This window comes from Salipaludibacillus agaradhaerens, assembly GCF_002019735.1.
Classification (GTDB): Bacteria; Bacillota; Bacilli; order Bacillales; family Salisediminibacteriaceae; genus Salipaludibacillus; species Salipaludibacillus agaradhaerens.
In genome coordinates this window covers 1,998,392-2,017,556 of record NZ_KV917378.1, presented here as the reverse complement: position 1 = coordinate 2,017,556, position 19,165 = coordinate 1,998,392, and the positions used below count along the sequence as shown (strand labels likewise).

General features: G+C 38.4%; 17 protein-coding genes. 11 read left to right on the top strand and 6 right to left on the bottom strand.

Features of this window, described 5'->3' with window-relative positions; all coding sequences use genetic code 11:
• Window positions 1–61 precede the first annotated feature (61 nt).
• Window positions 62–1,519, top strand: a complete 1,458-nt coding sequence (locus BK581_RS09520; RefSeq protein ID WP_078577955.1) for a family 43 glycosylhydrolase — start codon at window positions 62–64, stop codon at window positions 1,517–1,519.
• A 134-nt stretch (window positions 1,520–1,653) separates the two neighbouring features.
• Here the strand turns inward: BK581_RS09520 and BK581_RS09515 are convergent, their stop codons facing one another.
• On the bottom strand, window positions 1,654–2,073 hold the full coding sequence (locus BK581_RS09515; RefSeq protein ID WP_078577954.1) for a hypothetical protein: 420 nt from the start codon (window positions 2,071–2,073) through the stop codon (window positions 1,654–1,656).
• A 749-nt stretch (window positions 2,074–2,822) separates the two neighbouring features.
• Between BK581_RS09515 and nikA the strand changes: the two genes are divergently transcribed.
• The 10 genes from nikA (at window position 2,823) to BK581_RS09465 (ending at window position 14,722) form a co-directional block, all read left to right on the top strand.
• The gene (gene nikA / locus BK581_RS09510) at window positions 2,823–4,385 is read left to right on the top strand and encodes a nickel ABC transporter substrate-binding protein (RefSeq protein WP_078577953.1); all 1,563 of its coding nucleotides are present in this window, start codon (window positions 2,823–2,825) and stop codon (window positions 4,383–4,385) included.
• A gap of 1 nt (window position 4,386) precedes the next feature.
• A complete protein-coding gene (nikB, locus tag BK581_RS09505) occupies window positions 4,387–5,334 on the top strand; it encodes a nickel ABC transporter permease (protein WP_078577952.1) in 948 nt (315 codons plus the stop codon).
• A 17-nt stretch (window positions 5,335–5,351) separates the two neighbouring features.
• A complete protein-coding gene (nikC, locus tag BK581_RS09500) occupies window positions 5,352–6,179 on the top strand; it encodes a nickel transporter permease (RefSeq protein WP_407690333.1) in 828 nt (275 codons plus the stop codon).
• On the top strand, window positions 6,176–6,976 hold the full coding sequence (locus BK581_RS09495) for an ABC transporter ATP-binding protein (RefSeq protein WP_078577950.1): 801 nt from the start codon (window positions 6,176–6,178) through the stop codon (window positions 6,974–6,976). The genes nikC and BK581_RS09495 overlap by 4 nt, the downstream gene beginning before the upstream one ends.
• Window positions 6,973–7,734, top strand: coding sequence for an ABC transporter ATP-binding protein (locus BK581_RS09490; protein ID WP_078577949.1), 762 nt, complete (start codon window positions 6,973–6,975; stop codon window positions 7,732–7,734). The genes BK581_RS09495 and BK581_RS09490 overlap by 4 nt, the downstream gene beginning before the upstream one ends.
• Before the next feature lie 361 nt (window positions 7,735–8,095).
• Window positions 8,096–10,141 carry a BglG family transcription antiterminator gene (locus BK581_RS09485; RefSeq protein WP_078577948.1) on the top strand — a complete coding sequence of 682 codons (2,046 nt, stop codon included), beginning with the start codon at window positions 8,096–8,098 and terminating at the stop codon, window positions 10,139–10,141.
• Entirely contained in the window at window positions 10,138–10,419 is a 282-nt protein-coding gene (locus BK581_RS09480; RefSeq protein ID WP_078577947.1) for a PTS sugar transporter subunit IIB, read from the top strand. The genes BK581_RS09485 and BK581_RS09480 overlap by 4 nt, the downstream gene beginning before the upstream one ends.
• 26 nt (window positions 10,420–10,445) lie before the next feature.
• The gene (locus BK581_RS09475; protein ID WP_078577946.1) at window positions 10,446–11,792 is read left to right on the top strand and encodes a PTS ascorbate transporter subunit IIC; all 1,347 of its coding nucleotides are present in this window, start codon (window positions 10,446–10,448) and stop codon (window positions 11,790–11,792) included.
• A gap of 61 nt (window positions 11,793–11,853) precedes the next feature.
• Window positions 11,854–13,857, top strand: a complete 2,004-nt coding sequence (gene tkt, locus BK581_RS09470) for a transketolase (protein ID WP_078577945.1) — start codon at window positions 11,854–11,856, stop codon at window positions 13,855–13,857.
• Window positions 13,858–13,921: 64 nt separating this feature from the next.
• A complete protein-coding gene (locus BK581_RS09465; protein ID WP_078577944.1) occupies window positions 13,922–14,722 on the top strand; it encodes a histidinol-phosphatase HisJ family protein in 801 nt (266 codons plus the stop codon).
• Window positions 14,723–14,894: 172 nt separating this feature from the next.
• Here BK581_RS09465 and BK581_RS09460 read toward each other — a convergent pair whose 3' ends face one another.
• From BK581_RS09460 to BK581_RS09440, 5 genes are all read right to left on the bottom strand, one after another.
• Complete coding sequence (locus BK581_RS09460; RefSeq protein WP_078577943.1) at window positions 14,895–15,806, bottom strand: iron-hydroxamate ABC transporter substrate-binding protein; 912 nt, start codon at window positions 15,804–15,806, stop codon at window positions 14,895–14,897.
• A 418-nt stretch (window positions 15,807–16,224) separates the two neighbouring features.
• Entirely contained in the window at window positions 16,225–17,007 is a 783-nt protein-coding gene (locus BK581_RS09455) for a hypothetical protein (RefSeq protein ID WP_078577942.1), read from the bottom strand.
• Window positions 16,991–17,875, bottom strand: a complete 885-nt coding sequence (locus BK581_RS09450) for an ATP-binding cassette domain-containing protein (RefSeq protein ID WP_078577941.1) — start codon at window positions 17,873–17,875, stop codon at window positions 16,991–16,993. The genes BK581_RS09455 and BK581_RS09450 overlap by 17 nt, the downstream gene beginning before the upstream one ends.
• On the bottom strand, window positions 17,872–18,237 hold the full coding sequence (locus tag BK581_RS09445; RefSeq protein ID WP_078577940.1) for a GntR family transcriptional regulator: 366 nt from the start codon (window positions 18,235–18,237) through the stop codon (window positions 17,872–17,874). The genes BK581_RS09450 and BK581_RS09445 overlap by 4 nt, the downstream gene beginning before the upstream one ends.
• A gap of 413 nt (window positions 18,238–18,650) precedes the next feature.
• Window positions 18,651–18,908, bottom strand: a complete 258-nt coding sequence (locus tag BK581_RS09440) for a hypothetical protein (protein WP_078577939.1) — start codon at window positions 18,906–18,908, stop codon at window positions 18,651–18,653.
• Window positions 18,909–19,165 lie beyond the last annotated feature (257 nt).

Genomic DNA, 19,165 nt, shown 5'->3' with positions numbered 1-19,165 from the left:
ATAAATGAGTAGGAAGTGAATCGACAAACTTTGAAGGGAATAAGAGGGGATTTGAGCTATTATGGAAAAACAATCAGTTAACCCATTTTTGCCAAGTTACGAGTATATCCCAGATAGTGAACCATATGTTTTCGGTGATAGATTATATATCTATGGGTCCCATGATCGCTTTAATGGCAAGCTCTTTTGTATGAATGATTATGTCTGTTGGTCTGCTCCAATTGATGATTTAACTGATTGGACATATGAAGGGGTTATTTACAGAAAGGTTCAGGACCCTAAGAATCGACTCGGGTTATATCATATGTTTGCACCAGATGTAACGAAAGGGATAGATGGAAGGTACTATTTATATTATACCCTTGGTTTTCGAAGTATTATGGGCGTCGCTGTTTGTGATACACCAAATGGGTCTTACGAATTTTACGGCTATATAAGTTTCCCGAATGGTGAGCGCTTATGGAATAAAAAAGGGGACCCCTATTTATTCGATCCAGCTATCTTTGTAGATGAGGATGAAAAAGTATACTTGTATTCAGGCTTTGCCCCAAAACATGGCATTCCTAGGATGTTAACGGACTTTAAGAAGAAAACATTTAAAGGAGGCTACGTTATTGAGCTGAAATCAGATATGAAGACTGTAAAAAGTGAACCTAAATTGCTTTTTCCTAAAGTAGGTGAAGCGGAAGGGACTGGGTTTGAAGGACATGAATTTTTTGAAGCCAGCTCGATACGAAAAATTCATGACACTTACTATTTTATTTACTCATCCATTAATGGACATGAATTGTGTTACGCAACAAGCAAAAGTCCGGTCGGCGGTTTCAAGTTTGGTGGGACGATCGTCAGTAATGGCGATTTAGTTATTAATGGCTTTGCTGAAGATGAGAAGGCCTACAATTATATTGGTAATAACCATGGGAGCATTGTCTGTGTTAAAGGGCAATGGTATGTTTTCTACCACAGGCATACTCATCGACATCATTTCTCCAGACAAGCAGTTGCAGAACCGATCCAGATTAAAGAGGATGGCTCAATTCCTCAAGTAGAGATGACGAGTAGTGGGTTAAATAACGGACCTTTATTAGGAAGCGGTGAGTACGAAGCTAGGATCGCATGCCATCTCATGTCAAAAGAAGGGGCTGGACGATACGGCACCTATTTTGGAAATATAGCGTTTAGAGGTCACCCCTATTTGACACAAACGGGGAAAGACAGAGAAGACACTCCTACACAATACATTGCAAATATGCAAGATGGGGCCGTTGCTGGCTATAAATATTTTATTCTTAAAGACGTTAAAGGAATGGCTGTGAATGTGAAGGCAACAGGAGGAGGGACAATGTTCGTATCAACTAGCCTTTATTCTGAACCGATTGCTAGCATCCCAATAAAGAAAACAAAAGAGGACGCATATTTTCAAACGAAAGTGAATCTACCAAACGGAAAACACGCTTTATATTTCACGTATAAGGGATCTGGAAAAGTTGATTTTAACTCCTTTGCTTTACACACATAGGTTTATCACAGATAACCATCCGAAAAACGCCCGCTATAAAGTAGAGAGGAGAGGTAAAACTTTTTGACGAGAGCTAACGGGCGCCCATGCCCGGATTCATTCAACGGCCAATCAGTGGGAGAAGAATGAAACACCTACTGATTGAAGGTTCTTTTTATAACCATTTTACTCAAGACTCGAAGCATTATATAAACTATTAAAAAATTTAATAAGAAGCCGCCTATATTCAAAGACACATAACCACTTAATTCATAGTGAGTGAAAAATTGTGCAGGAAACCCATAAGAACGATGATTCTCTTCTACAAAGACGCCTCTACCAGACACAAAAACCATCCCTACCGTAATGAGAAAACTTACAAAGTATAGATTTTTATACACCTTCATATCTTTTCCGAATAAATAGACGCCAATGATTCCAATTGCTAAAGAAACCATTATAATTGAAATGATAAATATCGGTTCTTGAATGTTGTTATACGACCTATTACTAAAAATCACAAGTAACAGGAAAACAGTCAAAATAAATAATCCTTTAAGATAACTTTTTTTCATACGTTACCTCCCACTAGCATTGCATTTAAATGTGATAATTTCTTCTGTTTAATAATTTAAGTGTTTAAAGCCAAAGAAGAGAATACGCGGTTAAAGGTGGATTACCATTTGACTTAAAGGGCTTTTTCTTTGCGTAACATAACACATTAAAATGAGATAACATTAGTGACATAAAAGACAGCTGAAATCCAAATAGGGAAGGGTTGTCATTATTTTATAAACCTGTTCACCTCTTTACCTTTAGGTAAGAAGCCTTTGTCAATAGTTGAGTCATTAGTGAGAGTGAATTAAGCGGATATTTTTCGGTTAAAAGCAGAAGAGAGATCATTTTTGAGAAAATAGGGGGAAATTTTCCGATTATCCAAAGCAAAATGAGTCATTTTCAGATTTTTCGAGTCTATAGGCGGAATCTCTCCGTCTATTTAAACGATTTTCATGGCTCATAACTATTTAAGAGTATTTTTTCCGTCTATTTCTCAGATCGGGTACTTAGCAAACTCTTAAGATTGCACTTAATCCTCAGAGAGTCACCCTCTTACGTTTCAGTTACTTTCTATTATAGATAACCGTCCGTAAAACTGCCTACTCAAAATAGAGATGAAGAGGAACCTCTCTCTAGAACATCTCCCCATTAGGCAGGAGAACACGTCGATTTTTAAAATAGTAAACAAGTTGCTTATAATTCCTTGCTAAATAGTAATTATTACGATATGATGTAAATCGGAATTATTACTAATAGGAGGACCACCATGAATACAATTAAACTATTCTTAAATAAAAAGAGTCATATTCTTTCCCTTCTCACGTTGTTTACCGTTATTGGTATATTAGGAGGATGCGGAGATTCAACTTCTTCTTCAAACGATGGGGATGTTGAAGATAAGCATCTTCATTTCTTATATAATTTCTCTACAAATTCGTTAGATCCACACGTTGATACGAGTTATGTCCCATTAAGAGCAGGGATTACAGAAACGTTGGTTCGATTAGATGAAGAAAATTTAACAGTTGAACCGTGGCTGGCAGAAGATTGGGAAGGTGAAGATGGCGTTAATTGGATCATTCACCTTCGTGAAGATGTGACGTTTCATAATGGCACAGAAATGGATGCGGAGGCCGTCAAAGCTTCGTTGGAAAGAGCCATTACCGAAAACATTGCCATGGACAATGCACTGAAAATTGACCAAATCGAAGCAGATGGTCACACGTTAGAGATCACCACAAGTGAACCATTTCCGGAGTTTATTTCAGAACTTGTTAATCCAAATGTAGCAATTATTGATGTAACTGAAGACGATATTTTAAACCGGCCAATCGGGACAGGTCCATTTGTTCTCGATACATTTGTCCAAGGAAGTCGCCTTGATCTGACGCGTTACGATGATTATTGGGACGGTGCTTCTAATTTGGATAGTGTGACTTTTTCGTTTAACGAAGATGCTAATGCCCGCTCCCTTGCTTTAAGATCTGGAGAAGTTGATATTGTCTATCGTCCAGAGGTTGAGAGCTTGGATACATTAAGAGAAATAGACGGTCTGCAAGTAGAGTCAACCGCTACGTTTCGAGTCCATCAAATGACGATGAACATGCAACGGGAGAATTTGCAAGATGTGAATGTTAGACGTGCAATTGATGCGTTAATTGATAGAGAAGACATTGTCGATTCTATTTTACTAGGACATGGGGAAGTGGCAGTTGGACCTTTTCTACCTAGTCTTCCATTTGCGCCAACTTACGAAGAGCAGCCAACAGGTTCTGATGCGGCGGTTGCGTATTTAGAGGAAGCAGGTTATACCCTAGAAGATGGTACGATGCAAAAAGATGGCGAACCACTTACCTTAACGCTTTTAACGTACCCATCAAGAGCAGATCTTCCGTTAATTGCGCAAGTGTTTCAATCCGATGCGAAACAAATTGGTATTGAGGTGGATATTAAGCAGATTGACATTCCTGAAGAATATATGGCATCAAATCGTGATTGGGATATCGCCACTTATAGTAATTTAACAGCCCCTCGTGGAGATGCTGGCTATTATTTAAATGCAACGTATCACCCGACAGGAGCACTCAACTTTAGTGGTGCTGAAGAAGTAGAATTGACAGAGATCATTGATGAATTGAATCAAACAGTTGATTACGATGAAAGAGCGATACTTGCTGAGGAAGCGGCGGAGTATGTTCATGAAAACGTCATTAATTCATTTGTGTTACATCCATCTACCATTGTGGCGTATAACGAGAACAAAGTAGACAATTGGGTAACGACTCGTAGCGAATATTACATGATTACAAACCAATTGGATGTGAAGTGACGTGTTAAAAATAATCACTCGCAAATTTCTTGAAGTCTTCTTTTTCATAGTACTCATTACATTTGCTAGTTTCGTATTTGTTCGCTTAGCGCCTGGTGATCCCGTTCTAACCATTCTAAATGTGGATGAATTATCCGTTAGTCAGGGGCAAGTGGAACAATTAAGAGAGGACATGGGTTTTAATAAGCCGCTGCTCGTACAATACGGGCATTGGCTTATTAACTTTGTTCAACTTGATTTTGGGGCGTCCTATGTCACTGGCCAGCCTGTCATGGAAATGATCATGCAAGGTCTTCCTGCCACGCTTGAATTAACGTTAGGCGCTTTGATCGTTATGTTAGTAATAGCTATTCCGCTTGGTTCGTTGTCTGCCCTTTATCGGAACAGTTGGATCGATCAGATTAGTCGGACACTTTCCATTATTGGGGCAGCTGTACCAAGCTTTTGGTTAGGTCTTATTTTAATTGATTTATTTAGTGTTCGGGTTAATTGGCTTCCCAGTATGGGCAAAGGTGGGCTAGATACGGTAATTTTGCCTTCAGTAACACTCGGTTTAGCTATTTCTAGTGTGTATGTTCGCTTACTTCGGTCTAGTTTACTGGAGTCACTTAACCAGGAGTTTATCCGAGCTGGGAGAGCAAGAGGGTTATCAGAGTCTCGTATCTTTTTCACTCATGCATTCCGTCACAGTTTGCCCCCTGTAATTACCGTTTTTGGCGTGAGTATTGGGAGCTTGATTGGAGGCATTGTCGTCATAGAAGTGTTATTCGCCTATCCAGGGATCGGTAAAATGGTCGTTGATGCCATTCGCCAACGTGATTATCCTCTTATTCAAGGCTATATATTAGTGATGGCTATCATTGTTTTTATCGTCAATACGTGTGTTGATTTGTCATATCGCTATTTAAACCCAGAGCTAAAACTGAAAGAAAGAGAGACAAGCCGATGAAGAGGTTCACTGTACGTTTGCCAAAAAAAAGAAAACAAAAGATACAACTAGGTATCGCGATTGCCTTTCTTGTATTCATCGTTATTATTGTGATATATACGTTTTTGTTTTTGAAACATGACCCCTATCTAACGAATTTAAGTGGTAGGCTTGAAAGTATCAGTATACTGCACCCGCTCGGTACAGACCATTTAGGGAGGGACGTGTTAACAAGGCTTTTACTTGGGGGTCAACAAACGATCGGTTACAGTTTCTTGGCCTTATTTGCAGCTGTTGTAATCGGGGTGCCTGTCGGTATTTTTGCCGGTTATAAACGCGGTATCATCGACCGAGTGTTTATGAGAATAGCAGATGGTTTTTTAGCATTTCCTGAAACGATCGTTGCAATTGTATTAGTCGGTTTACTAGGTCCTAGTATAAGCAATTTAATTCTCGCTATTATTCTCGTAAAATGGGTTAATTACGCACGATTAGTCAGGAGTACGGTATTAGTAGAAGTACAAAAAGAGTACATATTAGTTGCTCGCATTAATGGCTTATCACCAAGAAAAATGATGACAAAGCATCTATTCCCTCATATTATTGGGCATGTATTGGTTATGGCAAGTCTTGATTTAGGAAAAATTATTCTTCTGATCTCTGCCTTTTCATATATCGGGCTAGGAGCCCAACCTCCGATGCCTGAATGGGGAGCAATGTTAAATGATTCACGCCCTTATTTTGAGTCAATGCCTCAATTGATGGTTTACCCGGGGCTTGCCATTGTTTTTATTGTCCTTTTGACGAATATGATAGGAGATTATTTGAGAGATCGCTTTGATGTGAAGAAAGAGGTGCGATCATGATTCTATCCCTTAATGACGTGACGATTCGCAGTCACAATAAAACGATCGTTGATCAAGCATCCGTGTCTATTCGAGAAGGAGATTGGTATGCCTTAGTCGGACAAAGCGGAAGCGGAAAAAGCCTTCTTTCCCAAAGCATTGGCCAAATGCTTCCTTCACATTTACACGTGGAGGGGAGCGCTTTTTTCAAACAACAAAATCTATTTACATTATCCGCTAAGGAGATACGACGTGTGCGGGGGAAAAAAATCTCGTATATTTTTCAAGACTATCAAGGATCGTTTACCCCTTTTCGAAAAATTGGTCAGCATTTTGATGAATATTTACACGTTCATGGTTTTACTTCTAAAAAGGGGCGATATGCCCAGGCTATAGAGGCTCTTGATGCCGTTGGATTAGATGAGATTTTGTATGATCGGTATCCTTTTCAACTCAGTGGTGGACAACTTCAAAGAGTGGCTATTGCGCTGGCACTTCTGTTATCACCCGAACTCGTCATTGCCGACGAAATCACAACAGCCCTTGACAGCGTCTCGGGGCATCGCGTCTTGCAAATGCTAGCCAAGCGGCAAAAAGAAACAGGCTGTTCGATTTTATTTATTACCCATGATTGGCGACATGTTAGACGCTATGCTAACCGTCTAGCAATCATGAAGGAAGGGAAAATCGTTGAATCAGGAGGAAAACATCGGATTCTTGATCATCCCCAACATGAGTACACAAAACAATTAATCAAAGCAGCCCCTATTTTAAGCAAAGGACTTCCGTCTGGTTTGGATAAGGAGAAAGAAGGATGACGATGCTCAATGTTGAAGGATTAACAAAAACATATCATGGTGAAACCCCTGCTATTTCTAATATAACGTTTAATTTAAATAAAGGAGAGTGTCTAGCTCTCGTGGGAGAAAGCGGTTCTGGTAAAAGTACGTTAGCACGTTGCTTGCTTCGCATTGAAGCGATTGACAGCGGTAAAATCGGTTTTAATGGCAGTGCAATTGAAAAACTAACTGAACGTCAACTTAAACCATTTCGAAAAAAGATGCAAGTTGTTTTTCAAAATCCGTCTGCTGCTCTGAACCCAAAGCTTAAAATTAAAGACTCTCTTATTGATCCCTATGCGCAATATAAAAGGGAAGTAACCCTTTCTCACTTTTCGAATGGCTCTAAGACGTCTTATATTAAGCAGTTGTTAGAAGCAGTTGAGCTGCCAACGTCTTTAGCCGATCGTTATCCACATGAATTAAGTGGAGGGCAACGACAACGTGTGACAATTGCCCGGGCAATAAGTATTGAACCGGAGCTTATCATTCTTGATGAGCCTACGGCAAGCTTAGATGTCATTTCTCAGGATGCCATTCTTACGTTATTGACAGACCTTCGGAAAAACTTAAATCTCTCTTATTTATTTATCTCACATGATTTAGCAGCTGTTAATCGAATAAGTCAGCGGATTATGGTGATGAAAAAAGGAGAGATTGTTGACCAATTTGATCAGAAAGATTTATTTGCTAAGGATCGACATCCGTATACACAGGAGCTGGTGTCGATTTTTTAAAGAGACAGACAGTATAAACTTGTAGATAAATGTGTTGAATCACTCAACGACCAATCAGTGGGAGAAGATCGAAATCACCCACTGGTTGGTCGTTTTATTATTGTTTATTCTTGGCGTTGACCATTCAATTTGATTACACATACATTGACTTTTTCATACATAAGCGGTGTAAAAAAAGTTCAACTCTACTCCCAGACATAACTTGCTTTGCATTTAGTAGTATGATGTTGATATACCCATAAGACTATTTAGTGAAGAACACAATTTATGTGTTAAACACACACAAAGATTGGGCTTGAATGTTGTGGTAGAGGCTTTTGTAAGCGTTTTATAATGAAAATAAGGAATGGAGGTTATTCCCTTGTTAGATCAAAGAGCCTATCAATTTCTCGAGAAGGTCATCATGTATCACCATATTTCAATGCCAGAGGTCATGATGGAGCTAAATTTATCAGAAAGACAATTTCATTACCTTTTGGAAAAAGCAAATAGTATGCTAAGTCACTTTGATCTCCCTTCTATAGAAATGAAAAATCAAATGCTTATGGTAGATGAAAAAGTTAAAGGGTTTGCAGAAATAGGCGTGCCATTGAATGTAAAGGGAAGAACTCTCATTATTTCTGAGGAAGACCGTCCACTGATTATTTATTTATATACCTTCATTAAAGAGGACGTGGTTTCAAGTTATCATTATCAGTTTTTACTTAAGGTAAGTAAAAACACAGCACTAGCAGATGTGAAAAAAGCGAAGGAAATCTGCCAAGCCTGGCATGTTCAACTTGTTTACAAGAGAATGGATGGTTATGTCTTAGAAGGAGATGAAATGGATAAACGGCGGTTTGCGATTTACTGCATTGATTACTTGCTTTCGCAGCCTCTTGGAAAAGAGATTATTGGTATGACCTTAAAGTCATGGGATAAAGAACAAGTGATAATTGACACACAAACAATTATTGAAGATTTCCTTAAAAGTAAGACAATTCAACTTGTTAAGAGTAGAAAAGTAGAAATGATCTACCATCTGGTTTTCATGAGAGCGCGAACGCAAAGTCATGATCTTCGATTCACGGCTACTGAAAAAGATGTGATCGAGAGACAAGAGTTATTTCAATTTGCCGATGAGTTGACTCAAAAGTTATTTTCAAAAGGATATGAGAATGAGAGCTATTTTACAGCTATTCAGTTGCTAACATCGCAAGAGAAAGTATTTAGTCAAGATAACAAATCGTTACAAAGATTGGCTAAAGAGATCATTGATGAGTTTGAAAAAAACACGTTGCTACCTATCAAAAATAAAACATATCTGATTAATAGTTTATTCAATCATCTCGTTCCTACTTATTTTCGCATTACTTTTGAGATGCCACTCATCAACCCCATGACGGAGAGGATTAAGGAAGAATACAAGGAACTGTTTCAATTTGTTAAGCGGTCATTGCGGCCTCTCTCTGTCTGGACAGCAAAGCAAATCAGTGAAGCGGAAATCGGTTATTTTACGCTTCATTTCGGTGGATATTTAGAGAAGTATAGGGAGGTTAAATCCGAGCAGATAAGGGCCTTAATTGTATGTTCTAATGGAATCAGTTCATCGATCATGTTGAGGGCTCAATTGAATGCGATGTTTCCTACCATTCATTTTACGCACACCCATGCTGCAGAAAATATCCAAAGTATATCACCTTCAAGCTATGATGTCATTTTTTCGACAGTTCAGTTAACATCGATTAAACCTTTATTTATAGTCAAACCTTTATTATCTCTTGTAGAAAAGAATCACTTAATTCAAGCTGTTTCTGAAGAATTCCCTGAATTAAATGAGCGACATATCTCTGTAGATCAGGTTATGTCAATTATCAGAAGACATACGGATATCAAAAATGAAAAGAGATTGATCTCCGAATTAGTAGATATTATGTACTTTAAGAACACAGAAAAAAGGTGGGAAAAGCCAATGCTTTCGGACTTATTAACGGAAGAGATGATTCATTTTACAAATGAGCAACTTGATTGGAAGACGGCTATTCATCAGGCGGCCGAACCATTAGTGAAAACAAATAAAGTAGAGAAGCGCTACGTAACAGCCATGATTCAAAATGTAGAGGAGGTGGGCACCTATATTTATATTGGGAAAGGAATAGCTATACCACATGCAAGGCCAGATGCCGGGGTGAATGAGGTAGGTATGTCCTTTCTTAGAACGAGAAAACCAGTCCTATTGCTCGATCACGAAGATTATCCTGTTGATTTAATCATTTGTTTAGCAGCTATTGATAACGAGGCACACCTGAAAGCTTTAGCTCATCTAACCAAACTGTTAGGTAATGAATCTACTTTACAAGCTATTAAAAATACGAATTCTGCACACCAGCTTATGGAGATTATTAAAGAAGGAGAGGATTTGTCATGAAAATTTTAGCCGTTTGTGGATCAGGATTAGGTACGAGTTTTATGGTGGAGATGAACATTAAACAAGTTCTAGAGGAGTTAGGGGTGACAGGGGTTGAAGTCTCTCATTCTGATTTAAGCTCAGCTACGCCTGAAGATGCGGATGTGTATTTCTTGGCGAAAGATATTGCTGAGAGTGGCAAGCATCTTGGGGAAATTATCGTGCTTGAGAACATTATTGACATGGATGAATTAAGAGAGAAAGTTAAGAAGCTAGGTGAAGATAAAAATCTCATCTGATTCTATCTAAGAATGGAGGAACGGTGATGAACACTTTTTTAAATACGTTAGTAGATATTTTGAGTCAACCAGCAATATTAGTTGCTTTGATTGCGTTAATTGGATTAGTGGCACAAAGGAAAAACATATCTGACACAATGAAGGGAACGACAAAGACGTTTGTTGGATTTTTGGTCATTGCTGCTGGCGCAGGCATTTTAGAAACATCGTTAGTACCCTTTGGCGCTATGTTCCAAACAGCATTTAACGTGTCTGGCGTCGTACCAAATAACGAAGCAATTGTCGCTCTGGCGTTAAATGAATATGGTTCTAATACAGCGTTAATTATGTTTTTCGGTATGATTGTGAATATCTTAATTGCACGTTTTACTAGGTTCAAGTATATCTTTCTAACAGGTCATCATACGTTGTATATGGCGTGTATGTTAGCGGTTATTATGGCTGTTGCTGGTTTTAGTACGGTACCATTAATTGCAGCAGGCTCAGTTGCCTTAGGCATCATCATGACGTTATCTCCTGCGATTTTGCAACCCTTCATGAGGAAGCTTACAGGGAATAATAATGTGGCATTGGGTCATTTTAGTGCTGTTGGTTATGCATTAAGTGGATTAGTTGGACAAGCTGTCAAAGGAAAAAATCCAACATCTACAGAAAAAATCGACTTTCCAAAGGGACTAGGTTTTTTAAGAGACAGCACAGTGAGTATAGCCATGACGATGATAGTGATGTACGTCATCATAGCTTTAGCTGCTGGACCTGTTTTTATTGAATCTGAACTTAGTGGCGGTACAAATTTTCTTGTTTTTTCGCTCATACAAGCTGGAACTTTTGCGGCGGGAGTATTTATTATCTTAGCTGGAGTTCGTTTAGTTCTTGCAGAAATTGTACCAGCCTTTAAAGGGATATCGACCAAATTGGTGCCGAATGCGAAACCTGCCTTAGATGTTCCAATCGTGTTTACTTATGCGCCAAATGCCGTATTAATTGGTTTCTTTTCAAGTTTCATAGGTGGATTGTTTAGTATGGTGATGATGGCATTTGTAGGAAGTACCATTATTCTTCCTGGGGTTGTACCTCATTTCTTTACAGGGGCAGCGGCAGGGGTCTTTGGTAATGCTACAGGTGGATTAAGAGGGGCTGTATCTGGATCATTCGTAAACGGAATTATTATTTCATTTCTTCCTATCTTTCTCCTACCAGTATTAGGAGAACTCGGTTTTGCAAATACGACTTTTTCTGATACGGACTTTGGAGTTGGCGGCATATTTTTCGGTTCACTAGCCAACTATGGTGGAACGATCGCTATTGTGATTAGTCTTGTGGTTATTCTAGCCCTCATGGCAATTCCGTTCAAAAAGGAAAAAAGCGTATAAGGTGATAAGAAAGGGAGAGTTTTTTCTCCCTTAGCAGATGATACGAATCGGAGGAGATACAATGTCTACACCTACAAAAAACATCTCTCAATTATCGATAAATACTATTCGTACGTTAACCATTGATAGTGTAGAACGGGCTCAGCATGGTCATCCAGGTATGCCTATGGGCGCTGCTCCTATGGCCTATGCTTTATGGAAAAATATCTTGAATGTGAACCCTGACAACCCGAAGTGGTTTAATAGAGATCGCTTTGTATTATCAGGTGGCCACGGTTCTACATTATTATATAGTTTACTTCATTTGGCTGGGTACGATGTGACGATTAAGGATTTACAAAACTTTAGAAAAGTCGGGAGTAAGACCCCTGGACACCCAGAATATAGTGTGACGCCAGGTGTAGAAGTCACGACAGGCCCACTAGGACAAGGAATACCGGCAAGTGTAGGACTAGCTTTAGCAGAAAGACATCTTGCTGAGACGTATAATAGAGAAGGCTTCCCTGTGGTGGATCATTACACCTACACCATTTGTGGAGATGGCGATTTAATGGAAGGTGTATCATATGAAGCCGCTTCACTGGCCGGTCATCTTGGCTTAGGTCGCTTGATTGTATTGTATGATTCAAATAATGTGAGTCTTGATGGGGATTTAGGACTCTCTTTTTCAGAAGATATGAAGGCCCGGTTTACTTCTTACAACTGGCAATACTTGAGCGTAGAAGACGGTAATGATGTGGAAGCGATTATAAGAGTGATCAATGAAGCTAAAGCTGACGAAGGAAGACCAACACTCATTGAAATAAAGACGGTTATTGGTTATGGTGCACCAAGTATTCAAGGGACAAGTGATGCTCATAGTGATCCGTTAGGGGAAGAGGAAGTAAAGCGAACAAAACAGTGGTATAATTGGCCCTATGAAGAACCATTTTATGTGCCAGAAGAAGTCTATCAAGATTTTAGTAGCATTAAGCAAAATGGTAAAAATAAAGAGGCCAAGTGGGAAGAATCTTTTAAAAGCTATAAAGTGACATATCCTAAACTAGCGAAAGAGTTAGAAAGAATGATAGCTGGTCAACTTCCGGATGATTGGAGGCATTCACTACCGGAATACAAGGAGGGAGATACGCTAGCTACTAGAGTTGCATCAAGTGACATATTAAATGCGCTATCAAACACCCTACCTGAAATTATCGGGGGATCTGCCGATTTAGATGCCTCCACGAAAACAAGGTTAAAAGATGAGACAGATGTGACACGAAAGGATTACAGTGGACGGAATATAAGGTTCGGAGTAAGGGAGTTTGCCATGGGAGCGATTGCTAATGGCATTGCTCTCCATCATCTCAGACCGTTTGTAAGCACATTTTTCGTTTTCTCTGATTATTTACGACCGGCCATAAGGCTAGCTGCGCTTATGGGGTTACCAGTTACCTATGTGTTTACCCATGATAGTATCGCTGTAGGCCAAGATGGGCCGACACATGAACCAGTAGAGCAGTTAGCTTCATTTAGAGCTATGCCCAATCTATCTGTGATAAGGCCTGCGGACGCCAATGAGACGAAAGAAGCATGGAAGGTTGCCGTACAACAGACAGATCGCCCTACCATGCTCGTGTTAGGCAGGCAAGGTGTTCCGACCCTTAAAGCCACGGATAAATTAGCGCCTCAAGGGGTGAGTAAAGGGGCTTATGTCCTCGCTGGAGCAGAAGATAAAGCAGATGGCATTCTGATTGCCACAGGGTCTGAAGTACAATTGGCAGTGAAAGCACGAGACGTGTTATCAAAAGAAGGTGTCAATGTTCGTGTTGTAAGTATGCCATCTTGGGATCTTTTTGAGAGACAGTCACAAGACTATAAGGAGAGTGTCTTACCGAACCATCTACAAACACGTCTTACAATTGAGATGGGGTCTATGGTAGGTTGGCACAAGTATCAAGGTAGAAATGGGGCTATTATGAGTATTGATACGTTCGGAGCCTCCGGGCCTGGAGATGAGATCATTGAGAAATTTGGATTTACAGTAGAAAACATCGTCAATCAATATAAGAAAATACAAAATTAGCCTTAATCTAAGGTAACCTTATTTCAGGTTACCTTCTTTTCAATTATAAAAGGAGGCGTTTGTCATGTACTTAACTGACTACCATCACCATACTGATCACTCATTTGATTCTAAAGCAAAGATAGACGATGTTTGTAAAGCAGCTATAAAGAAAGGTATTAACGAAATTTGCTTTACAGAGCATTTCTCTGTGAATCCGAAGGCCCCGACTTTTGGGCACATTAATTTTGAGCGATATTTCACCCAAATTAGAGCGTGCCAAAAACAATATGAAGAGCAATTGACCATTAAAGCAGGGATTGAATTGTGTGAACCTCATTTGTTGAAGGAAGACTATGATCAAGCACTAAAAAATTTACAATTTGATTTTATTCTTGGATCAGTTCATAACATCAAAGAGGAAAAACTGCGCACATTTATGATGGAAAAGGAGAGTACTGATGCTTATCATACATATTTTGAAGAAGTCTATACGTTAGTATCTTCAGCAGATATTGATGTTTTGGCGCATTTAGATTTGTTGAAACGATATGCCATTGAAACGAAAGGAAACTATTCCTTCACTGCGTTTGAAGATATTTTAAGGGAAATTTTACGAAAATCAATAGAGCGTGGAATTGGTATTGAAATCAATACATCAGGATTATCAAATGGCAAACTGCGAGAAGCTTTTCCTACGCTTGACGTACTTAAACTGTATAAGAAAATTGGTGGAGAGATCTTAACGATAGGTTCAGACTCACACCGAGCAGATACGGTAGGGGAGCATTTAAGAAGTGCTTTGTACATGGCGAAGCAGGCCGGATTTAATTATATATTTACATTTACAAAACGAAAGCCGAAAGCGATAAAAATAAAAGTATAGGCAATAAGTAGAATCATGAAGTATGAACTAATTTCATCTTACAACATACACCTAATTATAAAGTGGTCTTCCGTTACGGTTTTTTTCTAAGATAATAAACCTAATTTAGAGAAAGAAAGGCCGTTCAAAGATAAAAGACAGAAGGAATTTTTAAAATTCCCTCTGTCATCGATTAATGAGTAAGAAAAGAAGATTCAAAGATCTCTAGAAGATATTCCAGTGTAATGGGATCACTGTAGGTGGAAGCTGCACTATCTATTTCATAGACACGATTATTTTTAACGGCAGGTATATTATGCCATGTTTCTGTTTCAAGAAAAGAATTATCAACGTTATTGTTTTTACTAAAAATAATATAGTCGCCTGCAAATTCAGGAATTATTTCCGGTGATAGCGTGTATACACCAGCTTCAAGTACTTCCTCTTCTACTTTTTCAGGCATGTTTAATGCCATCGCTTGATATAATATTTCTGTACCACGTGCATAGTTGTTTCCAAAAACATACACTTCCTTGTTACCACTTTCAAACACTGACACAGTGGCGTCTTCACCTATTTCCTCGCGAATAGCTTCACCAGTAGCTTCTGCTCGTTCCGTGAAGCCTTCAACCCATTCCGTTGCTTTTTCTTCTTTGTTTAACAGTTTACCAATCTCGATTTGTTGGGTTAAATAATCTAATTCTCCCCACGTGTAAACAACGGTAGGTGCAATATCATTTAATTTATCAATATTATTCATATGAGAGCCTGCTATAATGAGGTCTGGTTCTAGCTCAAGAATTTTCTCTAAACTTTCTTCAGAGACGATTTCAACCCCCTCTACCTTTTCTTGAAACAAGGGGTTGTTACTTGTCCATTCATCAATTCCAACAACATTGCCGTCTAAAGCAAAAACGTTAGGACCATTTGTTAGAGCAATGATTTTTTCAGGGTTAGTAGGTACTTCTACAGGACCGGTTTCAGATTCATACGTAAATGTATCTGCCTCATTTTCTGCTTCACTGGCATCTGTTGGTTCGTTATTTCCGCATGCACTGAGTAGCATGATAACCAAAAAAACGGAAGAGGCTAAAAATCGCCGCATAATACAATCTCTCCTTTATACATAAGGGATAATTTAATTAATAATGATAATCATTATCAATACTTTCTATTATATAGCAAGGTCACTCTCTGTCAATCTACGATTATTTAACGATAAGAATATCATTTTCATGTGAAAAAAAGAGTCAGGTAGAAATAGAGGCTTTTATGGAGCTAAGTTAAACGATAAATTTTAAGGTGCCCAAAACGGTTTAACAGCTGAATAGGGTGACCTTGTAAAAGTATAATTGTCTATGAACTATTTCAAGTAAATGAACGAAGGCTTCTCAGATAAACTTATGAGAAGCCTTTTTCTTAATAGTATTGCACGACAAAAAGATATGTCACTTTTGTGAATTGAGGATGTATAGAAGGTATAACGTAAGCAGTAGTACAAGCTATCATAACGCCCTTGTATCTTACATTTTAATTCGTACCTTTTTTGTCACTGATCTAACCGACCAAAGGGTTAAGGCGATTAAAAGCAAGAGCACTAGCAACGTGACACCTAATGGAAGAACATTTAATCCCGATAACGTGTTAAGAATAGGCAGGTCAAGCGATAGCCTAAGGAGTGTATCCACCAACATTAAAACCACTAACGATATAAAAATAGAGACGATACCATTAACAGTGCTAAAGCGGTAAAAACTTGTACTGATTAACCAACCGAGTAAATAATACACAAAAATGTTTAAACTAAAGATTGCAATAGATAATCCCCAATGACTTTGTGGATCCACATAAGGTGTTAAAATAATTGCTTGCACAATATCGCCTACAATATCACTATCAACCTCTAATATAACGCTATTTAGATCAGGCTCTCTAATAGAAATACTCGTCATCGCGTTCAAAATAACACGTTCCACGAAAGAGATCATGTAGGTGATGAACGGAATGGTAATGGCTAATCCACCAAAGGCTATAAGTGTCCCTTTAAAATAATCTTTTCTGGTGACTCCATGTTCAACATAATAGGGGAGAAAGTAAATAGATATTATGCCGATAACGAGCATATATATGTTTGTCACAACAAACATGGCATTATAGAAGCTATCTATATCTCCACCTTGGATATATGCCAGAACGATTTTTATAATATGAATGACTAGCATCACCCCGAAAAATCCAAATGTCCAATTTAATTGTGCGAAGAACATATCCCTAGCTACTTTTGGATAATTACTTATCTGTTTCATCTTCATTTCCCCCCTTTGTTAAATAGATGAATAGATCTTGTAGTGGAAGAGGTGCTATTTCGAGACCTTTAGCTAAGGCAGTCTGCCGCTCCTGATCAGTAAGTTCCCCATAAATTGAGACAGACTTTGTACCTCCTAAATTTTGAATGTTGATCTGTTTTTTTGATTGCACAATCTCATCAACGTGATCAGCATGACCAATAATCGTTGCTCCCTTTGCCATCAGAGACGTATACTCCTCCTGAATTAAAAGCTTTCCTTTATCTAATACAATGACTTCATCAAATAAATAGTCCATTTCTGAGACGAGGTGGGTTGACATAATGATCAGCCTAGGGTGCTTTTCTTGATCCTTTAACAATTCTTTATAAAAAATGTCTCTTGATGGTGCATCCATATTGACGTAAACTTCATCAAAAATCGTAATCGGTGTTCGAGATGATAAACCGATAACAGCATTTAAAGCAGATTGCATGCCTTTTGAAAATGTTTTGATTGGTTTTGTGACATCAAGTTTAAACAGACTGATGAGGTACTCGGCATACTCTTTATCATAATTAGGGCGATAGCGTTCGAGCCCTTCAAGTGTTTTTTTAACCGTGTCGGTCTCGTCTGAATAATCTTTGTTATAGATAAAGCCTACTTGCTGCATCATGTGAGCATTCTCAAATGGGTTTTCACCATTTAGCGTAACCGTACCGGAAGAAGGTTCACAAAAGGAGGCTAATATGGAGAGAAGGGATGTTTTTCCGGCACCATTTCTTCCTAATAAACCATATATTTTCTCCCCACTTAGTTCGCACGTAACCTGATTAAGTGCGGTATGTGTCGTATATCGTAAACTAACATTGTTGAAGTTAACGTTCATGACCTCTCACGTCCTTTTACTTGTTTAATAAAGTTTATAATGTCATCTTCTTCAAATCCTAATTTATCAGCCTCTTCTACGAGCATGACAACATAATCATCAATAAAAGATTCTTTTCGAGCTTGAATAAGCTTTTCTCTCGCTCCTTCTGCTACAAACATGCCAATTCCTCTCTTCTTATAAAGAATCCCTTCATCAACTAATTGATTAACCCCTTTTGATACGGTGGCATGGTTAATTTTATAAAAATTAACGAGTTGATTTGTTGAAGGGGCTTGCTCTCCTTCTTGAAGTTGATTATTGATTATTTGATCTTCAATTTTTTCCCTTATCGTTAAGTAGATAGGTTTATCAGTTCGCATTGTTATCGCCCACTATTCTTTATTAGTGTTATACACTTAGATGGTTATATAGTTATGTATATAAGTATATAAGTTATTTTAAATTTGTCAAGGGTGGTGATGTAAAAAAATAAAAAGCGCTCTCCAGCTGTGTAGGGAGAAGGCAGTCGTTTGCTAAACGGTAGAAACAATATGATTTAATGTAATGTTTAAATCGTAAGGGGAGATTTTGCTAGTAGAAGTACGCTGTCTAGAGTGAGGAAAGTTGTCTATTATTTCACCTAAAAAAAGATATGTGAGGCGTTTAAAAACAGAAGAAAAACGACGAGTTCGACGGGGGAAAGAAAGAGCTAGACCTAATTCTAGCTCTTTCTCCATGTGCATCTTTCTTGGTGGATGGTGGTCTTATTCCAATGAAAAGTGATAGGAGCTATTTAGCTTTCTTCAGTAGTAGCACTTTCAATGTTACCTAAGTTCACAAGTGAAGCAAGAATGCCTTGAAGAACACCGAGCAATTGTTGTACCTGATCTTCAGTAAGTTCTGTAGGCGAACTAATTCGTATACAAGGGATTTCCACTTGAAGTTCAATACCTAACAAAACAATATCGATTGGACATGGAATTCCGAGACACAATATTTCATCACCGGTACAACAGCTGTCAGGACACACGTTATTATTGTTATTTCCCATTTGTCATTCCTCCTTTCAGTCAAGCTAATCCTATCTATATGAAGCAAGTCCTTTACAGCTTGTTTTCTTACCTATTTAACGCTTTTTTGGATGAAAAATCTTACAAAAAGGCGCTTGGAGAGAATGAAGATGTCCATTCTTTCTATAAAACAGAGACATAGACTATGAGTGTTCAAAAATCTATTTTTAACGATCGAGGTCCAGATGAATGATCTTTATCACAGAAAAACGCTCGTAAATCTCCGGCTCAAAATAGA